The organism is Streptomyces sp. NPDC008150, from assembly GCF_042956945.1.
GTDB lineage: Bacteria > Actinomycetota > Actinomycetes > Streptomycetales > Streptomycetaceae > Streptomyces.
Genome location: NZ_JBIBHJ010000012.1, coordinates 34,762 through 52,063 on the forward strand (window position 1 = coordinate 34,762; position 17,302 = coordinate 52,063).

The 17,302-nt window shown below is 75.6% G+C and carries 12 protein-coding genes; 3 read left to right on the plus strand and 9 right to left on the minus strand.

Annotated features, from left to right (window positions below; all coding sequences use genetic code 11):
• The first annotated feature begins 290 nt into the window (after window positions 1-290).
• The 3 genes from asnB to ACFZA0_RS26590 are packed head-to-tail and all read left to right on the plus strand — an operon-like array spanning window position 291 to window position 5,705.
• Window positions 291-2,138, plus strand: coding sequence for an asparagine synthase (glutamine-hydrolyzing) (asnB, locus tag ACFZA0_RS26580; protein WP_391021456.1), 1,848 nt, complete (start codon window positions 291-293; stop codon window positions 2,136-2,138).
• Window positions 2,135-3,703, plus strand: coding sequence for an AMP-binding protein (locus ACFZA0_RS26585; RefSeq protein ID WP_391021458.1), 1,569 nt, complete (start codon window positions 2,135-2,137; stop codon window positions 3,701-3,703). Before asnB ends, ACFZA0_RS26585 begins: the two co-directional genes overlap by 4 nt.
• On the plus strand, window positions 3,663-5,705 hold the full coding sequence (locus tag ACFZA0_RS26590) for a condensation domain-containing protein (RefSeq protein WP_391021460.1): 2,043 nt from the start codon (window positions 3,663-3,665) through the stop codon (window positions 5,703-5,705). Before ACFZA0_RS26585 ends, ACFZA0_RS26590 begins: the two co-directional genes overlap by 41 nt.
• A 25-nt stretch (window positions 5,706-5,730) precedes the next feature.
• On the opposite strand, the gene ACFZA0_RS26595 is transcribed toward ACFZA0_RS26590, so the two are convergent.
• The 9 genes from ACFZA0_RS26595 to ACFZA0_RS26635 all read right to left on the minus strand — a co-directional run bounded on the left by ACFZA0_RS26595 (window position 5,731) and on the right by ACFZA0_RS26635 (window position 17,301).
• Window positions 5,731-6,657, minus strand: a complete 927-nt coding sequence (locus ACFZA0_RS26595; RefSeq protein WP_391021462.1) for a diiron oxygenase — start codon at window positions 6,655-6,657, stop codon at window positions 5,731-5,733.
• Window positions 6,654-9,506, minus strand: coding sequence for an alpha/beta fold hydrolase (locus ACFZA0_RS26600; protein ID WP_391021464.1), 2,853 nt, complete (start codon window positions 9,504-9,506; stop codon window positions 6,654-6,656). Before ACFZA0_RS26600 ends, ACFZA0_RS26595 begins: the two co-directional genes overlap by 4 nt.
• Window positions 9,503-10,762 (minus strand): MFS transporter, encoded by a 1,260-nt coding sequence (locus ACFZA0_RS26605; RefSeq protein ID WP_391021466.1) that lies wholly within the window; start codon window positions 10,760-10,762, stop codon window positions 9,503-9,505. The genes ACFZA0_RS26600 and ACFZA0_RS26605 overlap by 4 nt, the downstream gene beginning before the upstream one ends.
• Window positions 10,749-11,030, minus strand: a complete 282-nt coding sequence (locus ACFZA0_RS26610) for a phosphopantetheine-binding protein (RefSeq protein ID WP_391021468.1) — start codon at window positions 11,028-11,030, stop codon at window positions 10,749-10,751. The genes ACFZA0_RS26605 and ACFZA0_RS26610 overlap by 14 nt, the downstream gene beginning before the upstream one ends.
• Window positions 11,023-12,588, minus strand: a complete 1,566-nt coding sequence (locus ACFZA0_RS26615) for an amino acid adenylation domain-containing protein (protein WP_391021470.1) — start codon at window positions 12,586-12,588, stop codon at window positions 11,023-11,025. Before ACFZA0_RS26615 ends, ACFZA0_RS26610 begins: the two co-directional genes overlap by 8 nt.
• Entirely contained in the window at window positions 12,585-14,033 is a 1,449-nt protein-coding gene (ccrA, locus tag ACFZA0_RS26620) for a crotonyl-CoA carboxylase/reductase (RefSeq protein WP_391021472.1), read from the minus strand. The genes ACFZA0_RS26615 and ccrA overlap by 4 nt, the downstream gene beginning before the upstream one ends.
• A complete protein-coding gene (locus ACFZA0_RS26625; protein ID WP_391021474.1) occupies window positions 14,026-15,492 on the minus strand; it encodes a methylmalonyl-CoA mutase family protein in 1,467 nt (488 codons plus the stop codon). The genes ccrA and ACFZA0_RS26625 overlap by 8 nt, the downstream gene beginning before the upstream one ends.
• Before the next feature lie 3 nt (window positions 15,493-15,495).
• Window positions 15,496-15,759: a phosphopantetheine-binding protein gene (locus tag ACFZA0_RS26630; protein ID WP_391021476.1), complete on the minus strand. Its 264-nt coding sequence runs from the start codon at window positions 15,757-15,759 to the stop codon at window positions 15,496-15,498.
• Window positions 15,760-15,954: 195 nt separating this feature from the next.
• Complete coding sequence (locus ACFZA0_RS26635; RefSeq protein WP_391021478.1) at window positions 15,955-17,301, minus strand: aldehyde dehydrogenase family protein; 1,347 nt, start codon at window positions 17,299-17,301, stop codon at window positions 15,955-15,957.
• Window position 17,302: the final 1 nt, after the last annotated feature.

Below are 17,302 nucleotides of genomic sequence, written 5' to 3' on the forward strand. Positions count from 1 at the left end.
GGCGTGCGGGCCGCCGTTCCTGCGGGACGGCGGCCCGCACGTGTGCGCGGGACCCCACGGGGCCGGGGCGTGGGCCGGGCGGCGGGTGCGGGCGGCGGGTGCGGGCGGGACGCGCCCCGCAAGGGGGCTGGGCGGATGTGGCCGGAAGCTGTCAGGGGCGCCTGGGGCGGGACGCGCTCGCCTACTGTCTGGCTCACGTCCCGCTCCCGGCGGACGTTCTCGCGGGTTCTGTCGGCCGGATTCCGTCGGCCGGGTTCTGTCGGTTGTTCCACGCCTGGGGGTGGCCTGTCATGTGCGGCATCGTCGGTCTGATCTCGTACACCGAGGATCTGTCCCGCCGTACGGAGGTCCTCGCCGCGATGCGCGGGGCGCTCGCGCTGCGCGGCCCGGACGCCGTCGGCGAGTGGGTGGCGCCGCGGGCGCTGCTGGTGCCCAGGCGGCTCGCGGTGGTGGACCTGACCGGCGGCAACCAGCCGATGGTGGCCACCGATCCGTCCGGCGCGGCCACGGTGGTGCTCAGCTACACCGGCGAGGTGTTCAACGCGGACGAGCTGCGCGCCGAACTGCGGCGCCGGGGCCACGAGTTCCGCGAACGCAGTGACACCGAGGTGGTGCTGCGCGCCTACCAGGAGTGGGGTGCGGCCTGCGCCGAACGGCTGCGCGGCATGTTCGCCTTCGCGGTCTGGGACGTGCGCACCGAGGAACTGGTGCTGATCCGCGACCGGTTCGGCATCTACCCGCTCTTCTACGCCGACACCCCGGACGGGTTCGCCTTCGGCTCGGAGCCCAAGGCGCTGTTCACGACGGGGGTGGTGGCACCGGTCGTCGACGGCGAAGGGCTGCTCGAAGCACTGTCGTTCACCCCCACCCCGGGCCGCGCCGCGTTCCGCGGTGTGCGCGAGGTCGTGCCCGGCGAGGTGGTGCGCCGCGGGCGCGACGGGCTGCGCCGGCACCGCTACTGGAACTTCACGCCCGCCCCGCACACCGACGACCTGGCCACCACCGAACACCGGGTGCGCGAACTGCTGGAGGAGATCGTCCGCGCGCAGGTCGCCGCCGACGTGCCGATCTCGTCCATGCTCTCGGGCGGCCTCGACTCCAGCGCGGTGTGCGCGCTGGCCGGCCGGGTGCTGGCGGCGGACGGGCGGGCGGAGCCGCTGCGGACGTTCTCCATGGAGTTCGCCTACCACCTCGACAACTTCCGCCCCGACGAGGTGCACGACTCCCCCGACAGCCCGTACGTCGCGAAGATGGCCGCCCATCTGGGCACGGAACACCGCGAGTTGCTGGTCGACCGCGGCCATCTGACCGACCCCGCCGGGCAGTCGGAGGTGGTGCGCGCGATGGAGCGGCCGGTCGCGGGCCTCGACATGTACGTCTCGCTGTACCGGCTCTCGCAGGAGGTCAGGCGGTTCTCCACCGTGACCCTCACCGGCGACGGGTCGGACGAACTCTTCGGCGGCTACCTGTGGTTCCACGACCCGTACTACGTGCGGGCGAAGGGCTTCCCGTGGCTGGGCGCCTCGCACCGGATGGAGTTCCTCACCGGCCTGCTGCGCCGCGACGTCCACGACCGCCTCGACTTCCCCGGCCACGCGGCCGACCGCTACCGCGAGGCGCTCGCCGAAGTCCCCCTGAACGGCGACGAGTCGCCGCGCGAGCGCCGGATGCGCGAGATCACGTACCTCAACATGACCCGGTACCTGCGGGTCATCCTGGACCGCAAGGACCGGCTGGGCATGGCCGCCTCGGTGGAGGGGCGGGTGCCGTTCTGCGACCACGTCCTCGCGGAGTACGTCTACAACGTGCCGTGGGACATGAAGGTCGCCGACGGCCGGGAGAAGAGCCTGCTGCGCGCCGCGGTGCGCGACCTGCTGCCGGACGACGTGCTGCGGCGGCGCAAGTCGCCCTTCCCCACCGTGCAGGACCCGGCCTACCGCACCGCGCTGCGCGAGCAGTTGCGCGCGATCACCGCGGACCGGTCCAACCCGGTCAACGACCTCCTGGAGCCGTCGAGGGTGGCGGCGGTGCTCGACGACCCCTCGTTCGGGCTGCGGGTCGGCGTCACCCGCATGAGCATCGAGGCGGCGGTGCAGCTGCACCACTGGCTCGCCTCCGGCGTCACCGTCGCCCTGTGAGCGGCGGCCCTTCGCCGGACTCCCTGGTGGCACTGCTGACCGGGGCCTGCGTCCGGCACCGCGACCGGGTGGCGGTGGTCCACGCCGGACGCGCCCACCGGTACGCCGAACTCGACGCGGAGTCCGCGCGGATCGCGGCCGGGCTGGCCGCTCGCGGGGTGCGCGCCGGGGACACCGTGGGGCTGCTCGGCCCGCGCGGCTGGTGGCGCTGCGCGGCGGTGCTCGGCGTCTGGCGGGCGGGCGCGGCCGTCAACCCGCTGGACCCCGCGCTGCCGGTGGAGCGGCTCGCGCGGATCGTACGGGCCGCGGGGACCCGCCTGGTGCTGCGCGACCCGGACACCGCGCCCGTGCCGGCGGACGCGGAACAGGTGGCGGTGGACCGGATCGGTGTTGAAGCCGCCGACGGGTCGGGCCAACTCCCGCTCCCGGCCGGCGCGTCGGCGTCGGACGGGCCACTCGCCTACGTGGTGGCGACCTCCGGGTCGACCGGCACGCCCAAGTGCGTCGCCGTGCCGCCCGTGGTCCTCGCGGACCTCGCCGCCTGGCACCGGGACCGCTGGCGGCACCCGGAGCCGCCCCGCACCCTGCACGCCGCCTCCGTCGGGTTCGACGTCGGATTCCAGGAACTGGCGGCCACCTGGGCCGCGGGCGCGGAGCTCGTGGTCGCCGACGACGCGACGCGGTTCGACCCGTTCCGGCTCGCGGAGTTCCTCGCCGAGCGGCGGATCGCGCGCGCGTTCCTGCCGGTCGGGGCGCTGCTCTCCCTCGCGGTGGCCGTCCCGGTGACCGGTCACCGGCCGGAGGCGCTGCGCGAGGTGGTCACGGCGGGCGAACGGCTGGTGGTCAACGCGGAGGTGCGGGCGCTGTTCGCGGGACTCGACGCCGCGCTCGTCAACCAGTACGGGCCCAGCGAGACGCACGTGGTCACCGAGTACCGCCTGCCGCCCGGCGACCCCGACGGCTGGCCGGTGCACCCGCCGCTCGGCACCGCGGCGGTCTCCGCGGAGCTGCTGCGCCTGTCGGCGGACGGCCTGCTGCGCCCGTTCGCGGACGGCGACGAGGCCGAACTGCAGGTCGCGGGGCGGGCGTTGGCGGTCGGGTATCTCGGGGACGACGAGCTGACCGCGCGGCGGTTCCGTCGGCTGCCGCACGTGGACGGCCGGATGCTCCGCGTCTACGCCACCGGGGACCGGGTGCGCCGGGAGGGCGGGCTGCTGCACTTCGTCGGCCGCACCGACGACCAGCTCAAGGTGCGCGGCTACCGCGTGGAACCGGGCGAGGTGGAGGCGGTCCTCGGCCGGGTCCCGGGCGTGCGGCGCGCCGCCGTGGTGGGGCATCGCCGGGGCGGTTCGACCGCCCTGCACGCCTACCTCGTCCTGGGCTCCGGCGGCGACGGCGACGGCACGGTCGACGCGGCACGGCTGCGCGCGGCGTGTGCCGCCGAACTGCCCGACTACATGGTGCCGGTGCGGTTCCTGACGGTCCGTGAACTCCCGCTCACCCGCAACGGAAAGGTCGCCCGAGGTGACATCGGCGCCGCCGCAACAGGAACCGTCCTCCGCTGACCGGGACGCGGACCGCGAACCGGACCTGGTGCCGGGTCCGGACCCGGACCTGGTGCCGCTGTCCGCCGCCCAGGAGGCGATCTGGCTGGAGCAGCTGCTGCACCCCGACGAGGTCAACGGCGGTTTCCTGTCCGTCCTGCTGCGCGGGGAGGTGACGGCCGACCAGGTACGGGCGGCCTGCGCGACGGTGTGCGCGGCGCATCCGCAGACCCGCGCGCTGGTGGTGACGAGGGGCGACGACGTGTTCCTGTCGGTCCGCCCCGTCGCCGAGGTCCTGGAGTTCGAGACGGTGCGGCTGCCGGCCGCCGAGGGCACCGAGCGCGACGCGGCCCGCGCCTGGTACCGCGAACACCGCGCGGGACCGTGGGACCTGACCGTCCGGGCACCGGTCGCGCACGCGCTCCTCGACCACGGCCCCGGTCGCCGCACCCTCGTCCTCGGCGTGCACCACATCGCCTTCGACGGGCGGTCGAAGTTCGTCTTCGCGCGGGCCTTCCTCGCGGCACTGCGGGCCGAACGGCAACACCCGGGAGGGCAGCACCCGGGCACGCCCGCGCCCGCGGCCCCGCGGGCCACGCGTGAGCCCGTCGACGCGGCCGAACTGGACAGCGTGGTCGGGCACTGGCTTGCCGCCGACCTGCCGCGGCTGCCCGGCCTGGCACTGCCGCGCGACGACGCGCCGCCGCGCGCGGCCGGGGCCCCGGTGCTGCCCACGCCGCGCTTCGACCTGTCCGCGACGACCGCCGCGCGGCTGCGCGAGCTGACCGCGCGGGCGGACGTCAGCATGTTCACCGGACTGCTCGCCGGAGTGGCCGCCCTCCTGCACGCCCACGGCAACGACCGCTTCGTGCTGGGCGTCCCGGTGGACACGAGCCTGCCCGGCACCCGGGACCGGATCGGCCTCCAGGTGAACGTGGTGCCGTGCCTGCTCGACGTGCCGCCCGGCACCACGTTCCGCCGGCTGCTCGCGGTGGCCGGGGAGGCACTCGCGACGGTACGGCGCTTCCGGCGGGTGCCGTTCTCGTGGGTACTGCGCGAGCTGCGGCGACGGCACGGCGTCGATGTCACGCGGGGCGCCTTCGACGGGGTCGGGGTGTCGTACCCGTCCGTGGCGGCGGACCTCGGCGAGGTGCCCGGCCTGGACGCGGTGTGGGACTTCTTCGCGCCGAACTCCACCCGCTCCTTCGACCTGATCGTGCAACTGCGGCGCGAGCCGGACGCCGTGTACGGGCGGCTCGACCACGCGGCGTCCGTCCTGTCCCCGGCCGCGGCGGCCCGGTTCACCGACGGGTACGCGCGGCTGCTGGCACGCGCGGTGGAACACCCGGACGCGCCCCTGTCGGCACTGGTCGAGGGCCACGTGACGGCACCGGCCGCCGAAGACCTTCCCGGTCCGGCCCCTCAAGTGCACGGCGGCGTCGCGGAGTTCCAGCCGACGGCGCGCGCGGCGGCACTGTCCCGCCGCGTCGGGCCACTGCGGCTGGAGCTGGCCGACCCGGTCCTGGGACGGCTCGGCGCGTGCGCGTGGCACCCCGACGACCCCCTCGGCCTGTGGCTGGCCCGTCCCGCGCCGGGACTCGCGCTGCGGGTCACCACCGCCGACGGGCGGGTCCTGCCGCGGGGCGTGCCCGGCCGGCTGGGGCACGTGGGCGACCCGCGGCCGGGCACGTTCACGGCGTGGATCGACGGACACGACCGGGTACGGCTGCTGGGCGACGCCGGGCGGGTACGGGACTGGGTGGGGCGCCGGGCGGTGGCGGCCGAGGTGGAGTTCGCGCTGGCCGCGCTGCCGGGGGTGGAACACGCGCACGTCGACCTGGGACGCACGGGGGCGGACGGCACACCCCCCGCACCCCGGGTGCGGCTCACCCTGACCGCCAACACCAACACCCCTGCCGACAACCGCACTTGGCGGCGCACGGTCCGCCGCCACTGGCCGGCGGGGTGGCCGGCCCCGGCCGAGGTGGACCTCGGCGGGACGGCGGCGGCACCCGCCACCTGAGCCCCGGGAGCCGCCGCCCGCCCCGTTACCGGTCCAACAGGCCCAGCAGGTACGCCTGTTCGCGCGCCTCCGGAATGTCGAACGCCCCCACCGACTCGCACAGCCGCAGGGTGTGCCGGCCTCCGTCGCGGACCGCCGCCGCCAGCGACTCCTCGCGGTAGCAGTCGTCCAGGACCGCGTCCGCCGTGGCCGCGTCCACCCCGGCGGCGAGCAACGCCTGCCGCACCGGGGCCAGGTCGGGGCGCAGGCAGTCGTCGACCAGGTGCGGCATCGCACAGGCGACCTCGACGCGCAGCCGGGGGTCGAGCCCGGCCCACAGTTCCCTGAAGAAGTGGACGAAGTAGGCGTGGTGGTGGACCTCGTCGTCGACATGGTCGCCGACCACCGCGCGCACGACCCTGAACACGCCCTCGTCGCGCGGGATCTGCGCCAGGTAGCGCGTCACCACCGTCTCGAAGGCGACCACCTGGAGCAACTGCGCGAGGCGTTCACGGCCGGGCAGGAAGCGCTGCCCGGTCTCCGCGAGGCGGGCCTCGCGGGGCGCGAAGTCGTACGGCAGGACGGGCACGGCGAGGCTCTTCTCGACCTGGCGGACCACGTCCATGCTGAACAGCGCGTGGTAGCCCTCGTCGCAGTAGATCTTGAAGGCGTCCTGCCGGTCGCGGTGGTCGAGGTCGAGGTCGGTCTCGCCGTGCGCGATCATCGCCGCGCCCCGGTTGACCACCTTGGTCTCCAGGTGCGTGGTGAACAGCATGTACTGGTAGAAGTGCTGGGCCAGCAGCGTCCGCCGGGCCGTCTCGCCGATGCCGGCCAGTGCCTCGTGGCGCAGGTGCGGCACCAGGTGCTCGGGGAAGACGTGGAGCCCCGCGTCGAGGTCCTCGTCCAGCATCCGGCGCGGCCGGGAGCGGACGCCGGCGGAGCGGTACCAGTCGGGGGCGAACGGCGCGGTCACGACGCCGCCACCGCGCCGGCCCGCCCGGCTTCCGCCGCCGCCAGCGCGGCGGTCAGGTCCGCCGCGATCACGGTGGCCGCGGGGGCGTCCAGTGCCTCGACGTGCGCGCCGGGGACCGGTATCCGCCCGGTCGGGCCGGTCAACCCCCGCCAGCTCGCCGCCAGTTCGTCCGGATAGCCGGGCGGGTTGTCCCGGCACAGGTAGAGCCGGGTGGGGACGGTGACGGGCACGGGGCGGCACCCGGCGGCCAGGCCGAGCAGTTCGCCCCAGCCGCGCAGCATGGCGGCCGCCTGTCCGGGCGGGGTGCGGCGCAGCGCCGCCGGGTCGACGCCGAGGCGCCGCACCAGCAGCAGTTCGGTGTCGTCGGCGCCCACCACGTCGCTGCCGAACTCCTCGACCCGGGCAGCGAGTTCGTCGAGCAGGTCGCGGCCGAGGGCCAGGCGTTCCGCGTCGTCCGGGGTGCGTCCGGCGAGCGAGTCGACGAGGGCCAGCAGGGCGACGTCGTGGCCGAGTCCGGTGAGCCGGGCGGCGACCGAGTGGGCCAGCACCCCGCCCAGCGACCAGCCGACGAGTGCGATGCGGCGGCCGGGCAGGGCCGCGGCGAGGGCGGTGGCGTAGCGGTCGACGAGCGCGTCGTACGTGGTGTCCTCGGGGTGCGGTCCGGCGGCGCGCTCCAGGCCGACCACGGGGACGGCGGCCGGCAGCCGGGCGAGGAGTTCGTCGTAGCACAGCAGGGTGCCGCCGACCGGGTGCAGCAGGACCACCGTCACCGGGTGTGCGGCATCCGGGGCCGACGCCGGTGCGCCGTCGCGGAGTTGGACGACCACCCCGGGGCCGCCCCGGTGCGCCGCGTCGAGGGCCGCCGCCACGCCGCGCACCGTCGGGGTCTTCATCAGCACCGAGACGGGCAGTTCGCGGCCGGTCTCCTCGCCGATCCGGCCGGCCAGCCGCACGGCGAGCAGCGAGTGGCCGCCGTAGTCGAAGAAGTCGTCGTGGCGGCCGAGTCCGGGCACGCCGAGGAGTTCCTCGAAGAGGGCGGCGACGCACCGCTCGGTCGCGCCGCGCGGCTTCTCGTCGCCGGGGTCCTGCGCGTCCCCGGTGCCGGCCGGAGCGGTCACCGTGGCCGGGTCCACCCGGCCGTCCGGAGCGGGCGGCAACTCGGCGCACAGCACGACGCGTTGCGGTACCAGGTGGGCGGCAACGCGCTGCTGGAGCCGGGCCAGCAGTTCGCGGGCGGCGGGGAGTCCGGTGCCGGGGGCGGGGACCGCGTAGCCGACCCGTTCGCCCGCCTCCTCGGCGACCAGGGCCCGTGCCACGCCGGGCTGCGCGGCGAGCGCGGCCTCGGCGGGGTCGCGCCAGGGCCGGAGCCGGCCGTCGGCGTCGAAGCGGGCCCGTTCGCCGGTCGGCGTCACCTCGCCGGTCTCCGGGTCGCCGGTCCACACCTGCCCGTAGCAGCCCTGCGGCAGGGGCCGCAGCCGCTCGTCCAGTACGTGCCGGCCGGCCGCGCGGCCCAGGGCGAGCACCCGGGCCCGCTCCTCGGACGTCTGCAACTCCGCGTCTCCACAGGTTAGTTGAGGGTCGTCGAGCAGCCCTTCGAGCAGCCGGAGGTACATCGAGGCGAGGCGGGCCGCGGTGGGGCGGGTCAGGCGTTGCGCGCTGTACGCGAAGCTGCCGGTGATCTCGTCCCGGTCGTGCTGGAGGGTCAGGGTGAGGTCGAAGTGGGAGGACTTCCAGGGGAAGGGCAGCGGTTCCACCGTCAGGCCGGGCAGGGTCCAGTCCTGTTCCACCTTGCGGCGGTTGAAGACGAGGGCGACCTGGAAGAGGGGGTTGCGGGAGCCCTCGCGGGCGGGGCGCAGCGCGTCGACGACCGCCTCGAAGGGGGTCTCCTGGTGCTGGAGCGCCTCCAGGACGGTGCGCCGGCCCGCCTTGAGCAGGGCGGCGAAGTCCTGCCCGGGGGTGACCTGTTGGCGCAGTACGACGGTGTTCTGGAAGAACCCCACGGTGTCCAGGAAGCGTTCGTCGGTGCGTCCGCTCATGGGGGTGCCGACCGCGATGTCCTCACTGCCGGTCCAGCGGTGCAGCAGTACCTGGAGGACGGCGTGGAAGACCATGAACTCCGAGACGCGGTGCGTCCGGCACACCTCGGTGAGCCGGTCGGCCACCCGGGCGGGCACCGTGAAGGGCACCCGGTCGCCGGTGAACAGGCCGTGCTCCTCCGGGACGTGTTCCTCCGGCAGCGGCAGGGGCAGCAGGCCCGCCAGGCGGCGCCGCCAGAAGGCGAGCCCCCCGGCGTCGGGCGCGGCGGGGCGTTCCGCGCAGAACCGCGCGTAGGAGTGTTCCGGTCCGGCCGGGTCGAGGAGGGCGGGGTCCTCGTAGGCGCGGTGCAGTTCACCGGCGAGGGTGGTGGCGGAGATCTCGTCGACGACGATGTGGTGGAAGCAGAAGACGAGGGCGTGGTCCTCGGGGGCCGTGCTCACCAGGTCGACCCGCCACAGCGGTCCCCGCACCAGGTCGAAGGGTTCGGCGGCGTGCCGCACCGCCACCATGGCGGCCTCGCGCGGGTCGGCGCCGGGCCGGGCGGTCACGCGGACCCGGACGGGCGCCGCGTCCTCCGCCGTGTGCACCAACTGCCGTACGCCGCCGTCGTGTTCCTCGACGGTCAGCCGCAGCGCGTCGTGTCGCAGGCGCAGCAGGTCCACCGCCCGCTGGAGCCGCAGCGGATCCAGCGGGCCGCGGACGCGCAGCACCACGGGGACGTTGTAGACGGCGCTGTCCGGTGCCAGGCAGTGCAGGAAGTACACGCCCCGTTGCTGGGGCGTCAGGGGCAGCGCGAGGGGCGGGGTGCTCACGCGGTCGTCTCCACTTCCGTCGGGGCCGGGGCGGGGGCCGCGAAGGAACGGCGGCGCACCGCGAGGTAGGAGGCGCTGGAGCCGATGAGGACGACCATCACGGCGAGCAGGACCCGGAAGTCGACGTGCGCGACGAGGACCGCGCTGGTGAACACGGCCAGCACCTGGGGCGTGGTGGCGAGCATGCTGGTGGCGGCGGCCACCCGGCCCTGGAGGTTCGCGGGCGAGTAGCGCTGCACGGAGGTGTAGAGGCCGACGACCGCGCCGGGGATGCCCAGGCCGATCACGACGACGCCGGTCAGGGCGAGGGCGACGCCGGGCAGGATCAGCAGGGCGACGCCGGCCGCCATCAGGGACAGCCCGAACACCGTGAGCAGGGCCTCCTCGCCGGGCGCGAGGTGCTTGAGGAGCCGGGTGGCGAGCACGCCGCCCGCGACGGAGCCGGCGCCCTTGGCGACGGTGAGGACGCCGACGAACGCGGCGCTGCGGTGCAGTCCCTGGTCGGCGACGGCGTAGATGACCGTCTCGATGAACCCGAAGCCGAGCAGGCCGCCCGCCATGGTGAGGCACACCGCGCGCAGCCGGGGGGTGGCGGCGAGGTGCCGCACCCCGGCGGCCAGTGCCTCGGTGCGGCTGCCCGTGGGCGGTTCGGGGTCGGGCTCCTCGACCCGCACCGCGAACACGCACAGGGCGCACACCAGGAACGTCACGGACTCGGTGACGGCCACCACGTGGGCGCCCAGGCGCAGGTAGAGGAAGGCGCCGACGGCGGGGGCGACGAGCATGCCGCCCTCCTGCATGGTGCGCAACAGGGCGTTGGCGCGGCCCAGTTCGTCCTTGTGGACCAGGTTCGTCAGCAGGGCGCTGCCGGCCGCGTTGTGCATGCCGACGCCGAGTCCGACGCCGAACAACACCAGGTACAGCAGCCAGACGCCGCCCTCGTCGTGCACGAACAGCGCCAGCAGCACCCACACGCTGAGCACCAGGTTGAGCAGGACGATCAGCGGGCGGCGGCGGAAGCGGTCCACGACCAGGCCGAGGAAGGGGGCGCCGAGCCGGGGCATGACGTACGCGGCGAAGGCCAGGCCGGCGGCGCCGTTGGAGCCGGTGAGGTCCTTGACCCAGACGCCGACGGCGATCCACAGGGCCGCGTCGCCGAAGATGGAGACGCTGGTGCCGCCGATCCACAGCCGGACGTCACGGCGGCCGCGGGGCGCGGCGGGCGGTGTTGGGGGCGCGGTCTCAGGCGTCGGCACGGCGGCGCTCCAGTTCGTGGGTGAGGGCGGAGATCGTCGGGAGGTCGAACACGTCGGCCGGGGACAGGTCGTGTCCGAGGCGGTCGTGCAGCAGGGCGGCGAGGCGGGCGGCGGTCAGGGAGTCGCCGCCGAGGTCGAAGAAGTCGTCGTCGGGTTCGATGCCGTCGATGCCGAGCACCTCCCGGTAGGCGTCGGCGACGGCGCGGGCGAGCGGTGTCGCGGGGGCCCCGAACGGCGGTTCCGGGGAGGGGAGTCGGGGCTCAGACATAGTTCTCCTTGCGGCGCCAGTCCGGGTCCGGCAGCGCCTGCCGGTCGACCTTGCCGTTCGTGGTGACGGGCAGCTCGTCCACCGGCAGGAAGACCGCGGGGACCATGTGGGCGGGCAGCCGCTCCCGCAGGTGGGCGCGCAGCGCACGGCGTTCCCAGTCGCCCGCGGGCACCACCCAGGCGACCAGGCGCGGGTCGCCGAGGTGGTTGACGCGCAGCGCGACCGCCGCGCGGCGCACGGCGGGGTGGCCCGTGAGGGCGTGCTCGACCTCGCCGGGCTCCACGCGGTGGCCGTGCAGTTTGACCTGGCCGTCGGTGCGCCCGAGGAACTCCACGACGCCGTCGTCCGGGCGCCGCACGGCCAGGTCGCCGCTGCGGTACCAGAGGTCGCCGCGCGCGTCGGGCACGAACCGTTCGGCGGTGCGGGCCGCGTCGCGCCAGTACCCGAGGGCCACGCCGGCGCCGCCGATCCACAGTTCGCCGGGGGTGCCGTCCGGGACGGGGGCGCCCCGCTCGTCCCACAGCCGGACGGCGGTGTTCTGGACGGGCCGTCCCACGGGCACCGAGCGGGGGAACTCCTCGTCGGGGCCGACGCGGTGGCACAGGCTGAAGGTGGTCGCCTCGGTGGGGCCGTAGCCGTTGACGAGCGCGAGGCCGGGGGCGGCGGCGCGCAGCGCGCGCACGTGCGCGGGCGACAGCACGTCCCCGCCGGCCAGCAGGGTGCGCAGGCCGGTGAGGGACTCCGGGGCCTCGTCCACCTGGCGGTGGAAGAGCGCGGCGGTCAGCCACAGCACGGTGATGCCGCGCTCCCGCAGCACCGCGCCCAGCGCGGCGGGGGCGAGGGGGCCGGGCGGGGCGACCTCCAGCCGCGCGCCCGCGAGCAGGGCGCCCCAGATCTCGAACGTCGAGGCATCGAAGGCCACCGGCGCCAGGTGCAGCACCCGGTCCTCCGGGCCGAGTTCGGCGTAGTTCGGGTCGGTCCCCAGGTTGACGACCGCACGGTGCGGGACCATCACGCCCTTGGGGCGGCCGGTGGAGCCGGAGGTGTACATCAGCAGCGCCACGTCCTCGGGGCCCGGTTCCGGCAGCGGCGCGGGCGGACCGGGGGGCGCGGGGGCGTCCGGGGCGACGTGGCGCAGGGCGCGTCCGGCGAGCAGGGCGCGCCCCGTCGCGTCGCACACGGCGACGGCCGCTCCGGCGTCGTCGAGGACGGTGTCCAGCCGGGCGGGCGCCTCCCCCGGGTCGACGGGCAGGCAGACGGCGCCCGCGGCGAGGACGGCGAGCAGGGTGGTGACCAGTGCCGCCGACCGCTCCAGGCAGACCACGACACGGTCGCCCGGGGCCACCCCGGCGGCGCCGAGGGCGCGCGCGAGGGTGTCCGCGCGGTGCCGCAACTCGCCGTAGGTGTACTGGTGTCGGCCGTCGGCGAGGGCGACGTCCCCGGGGGCCGCGGCGGCCCGGCGCCGGAAGGCGGCGGGCACGGAGCCGCGGGCCGCGGCGGAGGCGGCGGACAGGCGCCCCGGCGCGGGCGCCGGGGTAGCAGGCGGCGGCGCGCTCACCGGTCCGGTCCCGGGGCCGCGGCCGTCACCGGCGCGGGGACGGCGGCCGCGCTCGTGGCCGGGACCGCTCCGCGGACGCGGCCCGAACTCCCGTGCGGATGAGCCGGGTTCGACGCCGCGTGGCGGCGGAAGAGGCGCAGCCGGTCCTCACCGGTCCGTTCACGCAGGTCCCGGTCCTCGACGCCCTGGTCCTCCCCGTCGGCGAGGACCAGCAGCCCGACCTTGCCCTCGTGCCGGTTGAGCTGCACCGAGCGGGTGGCCTCGCCCGCCTGCTCCAGCGGGTAGACGGTGGACAGCGCGGGCACGACCATGCCGAGCCGCAGCAGCCGGTTGGCCTCCCACGCCTCGTGGATGTTGGCGCCGTGGCTGCCGATGATCCGCTTCAGCCGCATCCACAGGTAGCGGTTGTCGTAGGAGTGCCGGTAACCGCTGCTGGAGCCGCAGGTGACCACGGTGCCGCCGCGCCGCACCACGTTCACCGAGGTCTCGAAGGTGGCCCGGCCCACGTGCTCGAAGACCACGTGCGGGTCCTCCCCGACCGCGCGCCGCACCGCCGAGCCGAGCGCCTTCCAGGCGGTGCCGGGATCGCTGTCGTCGTCGCCGAGGCCCACCGCGTTGCGGTTGACCACCGCGTGGCAGCCGAGGTCGGTGAGCAGGTCGGCCTTGCTGTCCGAGCCGACCACGCCGACGGCGATCGCGCCCGCCTGCCGGGCCAACTGCACGGCGTACGAGCCTAGTCCGCCGGCCGCACCCCAGATCAGCACCACGTCGCCGGCCTTGATGCGGGCGCCGCGCTCGCCGATCAGCATGCGGTAGGCGGTGCCCAGGCAGAGCGTGTTGCAGGCCGCCTCCTCCCAGGACAGGTGCGGCGGCTTCGGCACGAGCTGGGTGGCGCGCACCACCGCGAAGTCGCCGAAGGCACCGAAGTTGGTCTCGAAGCCCCAGGCGAGCATGGAGTCGGTGAGCATGCCGTCGCGCTGGGCGTCGGGGTCCTGGTCGTCGATGTAGGGCGGGTTGACCACGACGCGGTCGCCCGGCTTCCAGTGCCGTACCGCGCTGCCGACCCGCACGACGACGCCCGACGCGTCGGAGCCGACGACCTGCTGGTCGCGGTCGTGGCGGGCCGCCCAGCCGCCGCGCCGGGCGAACTGCTCCAGAAACCGGAAGGTGGACACCGGCTCGTAGAGCGCGGACCAGACGGTGTTGTAGTTGACGGCCGCCGCCATCACCGCCACCAGCACCTCGTCCGGGGCGAGTTCGGGCATGGGGACCTCGCCGACGTGCAGCGACTCGCGCACGTCCTTGGCGTCCCGGGGCAGCCCGCGGAACAACTCCTCGTCCGCGCGCCGCAGATGGACGGCGCGATAGGACTCCGGGACCGGGCAGGCCAGCAGTTCGCGGGGGCCGGCACCCCGGCGCACCGCGTCAACGAGAAGCTCACTCATCGCTCTCCCGACTGGACGACGTGGGGGACGGTACGGGGCCCGCGGGCCGCAGGGCGGTGCACAACTGCCCGATGGTGGCGCGCACGCGGACCGCCTCGACCATCGCGGGCAGGACGTTGCGGCCGGCCGCGGCGTCGGCGCGCAGGCGGTCCAGCTCGGGCCCCCACGGCGGGCGGTGGACGTCGCGGCTGCCGCCGGTGACGGTGTGCCGCTCCGCCGCGAGCAGGGCGGACTCGGAGGCGCTGGGGGCCGGGTTCCGCACGCCCACGGTGGGGCCGGGGTCGCGGAAGGCGAGTTCCTCGATCTCGCCCTCCAGCCAGCCGCTGCGCACGCACGCGGCCATCCCGCCGCGCGCCTCGATGCGGGCCAGCCACTCGTCCACCTCCCCGCCCACCTCCTCCACCAGTGCCTCGATCACGTGGGAGCCGCCCAACGGGTCGGCGTAGCGGGCGAGATCGGTCTCCTCGGCGAGGATCTGCTGGGTGCGCAGGGCGATCCGGGCGCCCAGCGGCCCGGGGGTCTGGGCGGCCTCGTCGAAGCTGCACACGTGCAGCGACTGGGTGCCGCCGAGAACGGCCGCGACGGCCTGCACGGTGGCGCGCACGATGTTGTTGAGGGGTTCCTGGTAGGCGAGCGCCGAGCCGAACGTGTTGACCTGGGTGCGCAGTTTGAGGGCGCGCGGGTCGCGGGCGCCCCAGCGGTCCCGCATGCGTTCGGCGTACCGGCGGCGGGCCACCCGCAACTTGGCGGCCTCCTTGAGGAGTTCCATGTCGGTGCCGAAGATGAAGCTGAACCGGGCGGCGACGGCCTCCGCGGCGTGACCGCGCGCGACCATGCCGCCCAGGTACTCGTCGACGCTCGCCAGCGCGCAGGCGACCTCCAGGGCGGCGTCCGCGCCGGCCTCGCGGGCGTGACCGCCGGAGACGGACACCGGGTTGACGCCGGGCAGTTCGCGCAGGCAGTGCTCCATGACGTCGAGCGCGTACCGCAGGCTGGTGGGCAGGTCGTACACGTACGCCTTGCGGGCGAGGAACTCCTTGAGCATCTCGTTCTGGAGGGTGCCGCGCAGGGCGGCGGGCGGTACGCCGGTCTCCTCGGCGAGGACGATCCACATGGCGAGCAGCATCGGCGCGGTGGCGTTGATGGTGAACGACACCGACACCCGGTCCAGGGGGATGCCGTCGAAGACCCGGGCCAGGTCGTCGACGGTGGCGACGGACACGCCGGTGCGGCCCACCTCGCCGAGGGCGGCGGGGTCGTCCGGGTCGAGGCCGAGCTGGGTCGGCAGGTCGAAGGCGAGGGACAGGCCGCTCTCGCCCATCTCCAGCAGGTAGGTGAAGCGGGCGTTGGTGGACTCGGCGGTGCACAGGCCCGCGAGCTGGCGCATGGTCCACAGCCGGGTGGTGTACCCGGCCGGATGGATCCCCGCGTCGTAGGGGAACTCCCCCGGTACGCCCATCGCTCAGTCCTCCGGCCCGTTCACGACGAGGTCGTGCACCGACTCGGCGAAGACCGCGACCTCGGGCTCCTCGAAGAGCAGGATCAGCGGGACCTCGGTGTCGAAACGGGTGCGCAGCGCGGCCACGATGCGGGTCGCGACGAACGAGTCCACGCCGAGTTCCAGGAGGTTGGCGTCGCACTCGACGTCGGGCAGGTCCAGCACGGACGCGGTGATCTCGCGCACGGCTGCTTCGACGTCGGCGAGGGTTGCGGTTCCTGTGGCCATGGGCGGATCTCTCTGTCCGGGGCGGATCGCGGGGCGGGCCCGCGCGGGCGGATGGCACGGCGGTACGGGCCGAACGCGGGTGTCCGGTACGGCGGTTGGTGCGGGCGGTGCGCCGGGCCGGGACGCCGGTGGCGGGGGGAAAACCGACGCCGCGGGAGCTCCGGCGCACCGCCCTGTCCGGGAGGGCGGGCGCGGCTACGCGGCCGCGTAGCCGCGTGCCTCCATGAGGAACTGGCCGAGGTGCCCGTCGTGCGGCAGGTACGGGTCCCGCCACCACTGGGGCACCCGGCCGTGCAGGACGGTGCGCACGCCCGGTGACGCGAGGGCCTGCGCGACGAGTCCTTCGCGTCCGGTGAGCAGCGTCAGGGCGAGCGAGTCGTCCAGCGGCGCGATGCCGTCCGCCGGCCGCCAGGGCGCCACCCATACGCAGGGGAAGGGGAGTTCGGTGCCGAGGGCGGGGTGCGCGGTGTCGTCGAGGACGGTCACCGAGGGCCGCAGCGCGACACCGTCGCCGCCCACGGGGGTGAGCGGGCCGTCCGCCCCGTAGTGGCCGGCGGTGAGGTCGGCCGCCCCCGCCGCCGCGCGGTCCCGGGCGGCCCGCAGTCCCGCGGCCTCCGCGGCCGGGCGCACCGGCAGTACGGCACGCCCGTCGGTGACCGGGTGGGCGGGCAGCCGGGCCAGCCGCTCCGCGAGCGCCGCGCCGAGTTCGCGGGGGTCGCCCGAGGTGAACACGGCGGTGGTGTTGGTGCAGCGCACGCCGCCGTCGGAGGCGATCTCCTCCACGAGGTGGTCGAGGACGGCGTCGTCGAGCGGGGTGTCCACCAGGAACTTGCTGCGTCCGGGGCCGCGCACCAGCACCCGCGCGTCGCCGCGCAGCCGTGCCACGGTGGCCTCGCTGCCGTACACGAGGGAGAGGCCGGCCGCCTCGACGAGTGCGTCGGCGGCGGTGTGCGAGCCGGGCAGCAGGCTCGCGCCGTGCGGTTCGAGGCCGGCCGCGAGCAGTGCCCTGACCAGGCGCAGCGGGGTGAACGGGTCGCGGGTGCCGGGACGTACCGCCACCCGGTAGCCCATGGCGAGCGCCTGGAGCCACGCGCCGTGCGTGCCGGGGTGGTTGCTGGGCGCGACCACCCCGAGCACGGTGCCCCGGCGGGCCCAGCGGGCCGTGCCGCCGGTGCCGGACGGGGTCTGCCGGGCGACGACCTCGCCGAGCAGGGCGCAGTCGCCGCCGGTCCGCTCCAGGGCCCGGCGGGCCACCGCGACGGGCACGCCGGAGCCGAGGGCCTGCGCGCGGCAGTACTCCTCGGGGGTCTCCCCGCCGAGGGTGGCCGAGGCGAACAGCTCGCCTGCCTTGGCGAGTTGGGCCGTGCGTTCGTCCTGGGCGACGGGTTCCGCCCGGTGCATGGCCCGCACGGCGAGGCGGGTGGTGAGGGCGGGAGCCTCGTGCACCTCGGCGAGCGGGTCGCCGTGCACGTCGTGCAGCGTCCGGGTGTCGCGCGAGGCGCACTCCCGCCCGTCGCGCAGGACGGGAACGGTGATCACCATG